The organism is Flavobacteriales bacterium (assembly GCA_020435415.1).
In the GTDB taxonomy this organism is placed as follows: domain Bacteria; phylum Bacteroidota; class Bacteroidia; order JACJYZ01; family JACJYZ01; genus JACJYZ01.
The window spans coordinates 1-4,687 of sequence record JAGQZQ010000145.1 but is presented as its reverse complement, the minus strand read 5'-3'; the positions used below and the strand labels follow the sequence as shown (position 1 = coordinate 4,687).

At 47.6% G+C, this 4,687-nt stretch carries 6 protein-coding genes; 1 reads left to right on the top strand and 5 read right to left on the bottom strand.

All coding sequences use genetic code 11. From position 1 onward, the window contains the following. Positions 1–885 (top strand): diaminopimelate decarboxylase (lysA, locus tag KDD36_14730; GenBank protein ID MCB0397904.1); only part of this gene is annotated, 885 nt, incomplete at its 5' end. A gap of 120 nt (positions 886–1,005) precedes the next feature. Here the strand turns inward: lysA and KDD36_14725 are convergent. From KDD36_14725 to KDD36_14705, 5 genes are all read right to left on the bottom strand, one after another. After that, positions 1,006–1,731 (bottom strand): alpha/beta fold hydrolase, encoded by a 726-nt coding sequence (locus tag KDD36_14725; GenBank protein MCB0397903.1) that lies wholly within the window; start codon positions 1,729–1,731, stop codon positions 1,006–1,008. A 40-nt stretch (positions 1,732–1,771) separates the two neighbouring features. Next, complete coding sequence (locus KDD36_14720; protein MCB0397902.1) at positions 1,772–2,626, bottom strand: methylated-DNA--[protein]-cysteine S-methyltransferase; 855 nt, start codon at positions 2,624–2,626, stop codon at positions 1,772–1,774. Between the two features lie 108 nt (positions 2,627–2,734). Beyond that, entirely contained in the window at positions 2,735–3,022 is a 288-nt protein-coding gene (locus KDD36_14715) for an antibiotic biosynthesis monooxygenase (protein MCB0397901.1), read from the bottom strand. A 314-nt stretch (positions 3,023–3,336) separates the two neighbouring features. Then, a complete protein-coding gene (locus KDD36_14710; GenBank protein ID MCB0397900.1) occupies positions 3,337–3,762 on the bottom strand; it encodes a response regulator in 426 nt (141 codons plus the stop codon). 250 nt (positions 3,763–4,012) lie between these two features. Next, positions 4,013–4,687 (bottom strand): SAM-dependent chlorinase/fluorinase (locus KDD36_14705; protein ID MCB0397899.1); only part of this gene is annotated, 675 nt, incomplete at its 5' end.

Genomic DNA, 4,687 nt, shown 5'->3' with positions numbered 1-4,687 from the left:
GGGGTAGGAAAGTCAGACGAGGAGATCAACCTTGCGCTGGACATGGACATATTTTGTTTTAACTGCGAGTCGCGCCAGGAGATCCGGGTGATTGATGAACTGGCGGCGGCCAAAAACAAAACGGCGTCCATCGCCTTGCGCATCAACCCCAATGTGAATGCCAATACCCACAAGTATATCACAACAGGGCTAGAGGAGAATAAATTCGGTATCAACATCTGGGAGCTGGACAAGACCCTGGAGACCCTGAAGAAATCGCCGAACATCAAATTGATCGGTCTGCATTTTCATATCGGATCTCAGATCATGGACCTTGAAGCCTTTAAAGGACTTTGTCTGCGGGTAAATGAAATACAGGAGTGGTTCTACAATCATCACATTATCGTAGAACACATCAACCTGGGAGGCGGCCTCGGTGTAGATTACCATCATCCCGACGAGAATCCCATCCCGGATTTTGAGACCTATTTCGGTCTGTTCCGGAAATTCCTTGAACCCCGCCCAAGCCAGAAGATCCATTTCGAGCTGGGACGCTCCATTGTCGCCCAATGTGGAAGCCTGATCTCAAAAGTGCTTTATGTGAAGAAAGGCATCAAGACGAACTTTGCCATCCTGGATGCAGGAATGACCGAGTTGATAAGGCCTGCCCTGTATCAGTCTTACCATAAGATACAATCCCTTACGTCACGTGAGGGAGAAGGGGAGGAGAAGTACGATGTGGTAGGTCCCATCTGCGAGTCTTCCGATTGTTTTGGCAAGGCTGTGATGCTTCCCGTTACCCGGCGTGGTGATCTGGTCGCTTTGCGCACCACTGGTGCCTATTCGGAAGTGATGGCCTCTTCCTACAACTTGAGAAGCAAAGCAGAGGCGGTTTATAGTTTGTAGTTGCTGGTTTCTGGTTTCTGGTTTAAGGTTTAAGGTTGCCTTACCTTGGGCATATGTGGCAAGGGATGAACATCCTTAATTCACCACATCACCACATCACCACATCATCACATCACCACATCATCCCATCATCGCAATCTCCTGGAATAGCTCCGTCAATTCCTTCGGCTTGCTGAAAAACGGTGAGTGACTGGTCTGCATTTGGTAAACTTTTCTGCATGGTGTTTCCGCATACATTTTTCGTTGGATGAAAGGTGTTACGGCACGATCTTCCAGGCATTCGATGTAATAGCGGGGCACGCTGCCGAAATTCTTCTCGCTTAAATTGAGGATGGTTGTACCGGATTCGATCGGTTCGCTTCCTAGTATCACTTTGGCCATTTCGGTGATGTCATCTTCACAATCATGGTAGAGCCCTTCTTTATAGATCGCTGGGTCCAATGTGTGAGATCGTGTTGCAAGATCAATATTTACATAGGGTTTGAGCCAACCTTCTTTGTCTTGTGAAGAATAAGTTTGTTGGGTCTTGCCATCGGGTATTAGGTAGGCGGCCAGGTAAATCAGTTTTTCAATCTTTTCAGCTCTGTGTTCCGCTACCTGTGAGATCATAATACCGTTTTTGCTGTGTCCCACCAGAATCACAGGTTGTTCAATGGAGTCTATGAGGTTGCAGATTTTTTGTACCGTCTTCTCAAAGGTCACGTCCTGAACAGGTGTTTTATCCCTTCCCATTCCGGGCAGGTCTATGGCGAATACCTTATGTCCTGCTTTTTCCAATAGTGGTGTGACTTTATGCCAGTTCCAGGCACTGTGCCATGAACCGTGGATAAGGATGAATGTTTTCATTGCAGTAGTTTCTGATTTCTAGGTTCTAACGTCTTAATTCTTATTTCTTAACTCTTAATTCATTTCTCACATTTTCCCAGCCTATCATGGCGGTTTTCCTGGAATCGCCCCAGTGATAGTGTCCGAAGTGTCCGGTGGATCGTATCACACGGTGACAAGGGATCAGGTAAGCTACGGGGTTATCTCCGATGGCGGTTCCTACCGCCCTGGATGCTTTCGGGTGTTTAATGAACTCGGCGATCTGACCGTACGTCGTGAGATTTCCAGAGGGAATCCGTATTAAGGCCTCCCATACCTTCAGCTGAAATTCCGTGCCTTTAAGGTGAAGTTTGATCTCATGAAGTTTGGTCCAGTCGTGCTGAAAGATAAATAGCGCATTTTGTTGAATGGTGTCGGTCTTCTGGATGAAGGTGGCATTGGGGAATTGTGAGATGAGCTCATTCAGCGATTGTCCTTGGTCGTCGGCAAATGCCAGGTGGCAGATACCTTTGGATGTGGATGCGATCAGGATGTTGCCGAAGGGACTGTCCGCAAAGGTGTAGTGGATGGTCAGACTTCTGCCGCCCTGTTTGTATTCAGCCGGGGTCATGCCTTCTATGTTGATGAAGAGATCGTGAAGACGACCTGTACCGGAGAGGCCGGTGTGATGGGTGGCATCTGAGAGGGTTGCCTGACTTTCTTTTAATAACTTCTTGGCATGCTCAATGCTGATGTATTGAAGAAACTTCTTTGGACTTACCCCTGCCCATTCCTTGAACATACGCTGGAAATGAAACGGACTCAGGTGAACTTTCTCCGCCACTTCGTCCAATCCGGGTTGTTGCCGGAAGTTGTTCTGGATATAGCCAATGGCGGTGGCAATGCGGTTAAAATCGATGTTTTCCTGTGGGTTCATGGCAGCTCTTGCTTTTGATAATGTAAAAGTAGAGAAGCCCGCCGCCACTTACCACCCGAAAGTTGCGGAATGTGGTTTTACTATGCGGTGATTGAATTCACGTTGGTTCTATCCCTCTTCCTTCAGACTCCAAGCCTCCGCCTTTTCCGCGAACAGCTTTTTTGTCTCCGTCCATGTTGTGCTGAAGAGTTCTGATTGCCGGTAGGCTTCCAGGTCTGTTTCACTATCCCATATGCTGTACGTGAAGAAAATAGCCGGGCTGTTGACGTCGCAGTATAATTTCACCCCCTTGCAACCGGGAAAGGCTCTGATCATAGGGGATACACGTTCGAATATGCGTCGGAAATCCTGACAATGCTCAGGACGGAAGGTCATTTTTACAATGCGGGTAAGCACGGGGTGATGTGGTGATGTGATGATTTGGTGATGTGGTGATGTGGTGATTTGGTGACCTGCCAGCCGAAGCACTAGCCATTGCAAGGCAGGCTGGTGTGGTGATGTGCCAGCCGACGCCTGGGCCATTACCGGGGTAGGCTGGTTTGAAAATTGCACCGCAAATTAAGATTTATCGCTTACTTATTTGAACCACCAGCTTACAACTTAATCATATAACGGTTGGGTTATATATGTTTCTTTAGTTTGAGCATGCAATGGTTATCTGCAAATACACGGCATCTTTCTGTATGCTGTTGCTGTATGCTGTTGCAGCATTACCAGTACATCTCCACAATCTCATCCAGCATTTCCTCAGTCAGTGGTTTTGTTCTGAAGTGCAGTGGGGTATTCTGAGCAGCGGCTCTTTTGATGTCTGCCGGGTTGTTTGAAGAAGTGAGGATAACCAGCACGGCGGTTTTCCGGAGTTGACCTTCAAGGCCACGGTAAGCCTCAACGAACTCCCAGCCATTCATACCGGGAAGGTTCAGGTCTATAAAGATCAGGTCAGGTTCCTGGTCGGGGTCGGGTGGCAGGTTTTTCAGATAGTTGAGTGCTGCGGCTGCTGTTTGGCGCTCTACAACCTGATTTGCCCTTTCGCTTTGTTCAATGATCCGCTGATGGTAGAAATTATCAAAACTGTTGTCATCCACCAGCAATATCAGGTTTACTTTTTTCTTAACCTGCCCTGAATGTATCATCATATTCCAATATGGTTTCAGTGTGTACAGACTGATCATTGTCAGGATCAATGCAGAACACAATCTTATAAAGCAACGGTATCAATGCCCAAGTAGTTATATGGGAATACCATGTTTTTGTTCACAAAGCGGAGGTGAAGTCGGGTTCTTCGGAGGTGAAGCCAACCATCATGCAGGTAAAGATAGCATGTTCTGAAAGTAAATGGAAATGATATTGGGATTCAGGTGTGAATATGTTGGTGGTACACGTTCGTTACACACCCCTTCCATCAAAAAAATCCACCCTGAGAATTTCACCCACGCGCAATCCCAGGAGATTGGCGGCATGGCCTTTGTTGATCGCAACTTCCAGGTATCCTGCAGCTCCGAACAACGCCAGTTTCTCGCCTTCGGGTACTTCGTCGTACGATTGGTACAACTCTGAGATGTCGTATCCGGGACGCCGGAAGGAGATGTTGAAGGCTTTGCCTTTGCCAATCTGCCTGAAGTCGTTGGCAGTAATGTTGGTGATTACATTGCCGTACACGTCTATATAAATGACACTGCCTTTGATCAGGTTGGATTCGGTCACAGGTTGAAGGACGGTCCGTTGCATAAGGTTATGGTAGGTTCTTCCGAGTACTTCCAGGGTGCCTCCCCTGGCCAGGTGACATGCAGCCTTAACAAACAAGTCCTTTTCGGGAAAGGTCATCAGGTCGCTGTCTTGATTTATTGTCAGTTCTACTACCTTGGATGGCGGCTGATCCAACACAATGGAGAACAAGCCGTTGTCCGTTCCGATGAAATAATGACCATCATATTCCAAAGCCACATAAGTTGTATCTCCTCCCGGGTGTGCGTTGACCGCAGCCATGTGAACGGTGCCTTTCGGGAAATTCGGATACGCATTCTTTAAAACAAAGGAAGCCTGGAAGATGTCAAAAGGGTC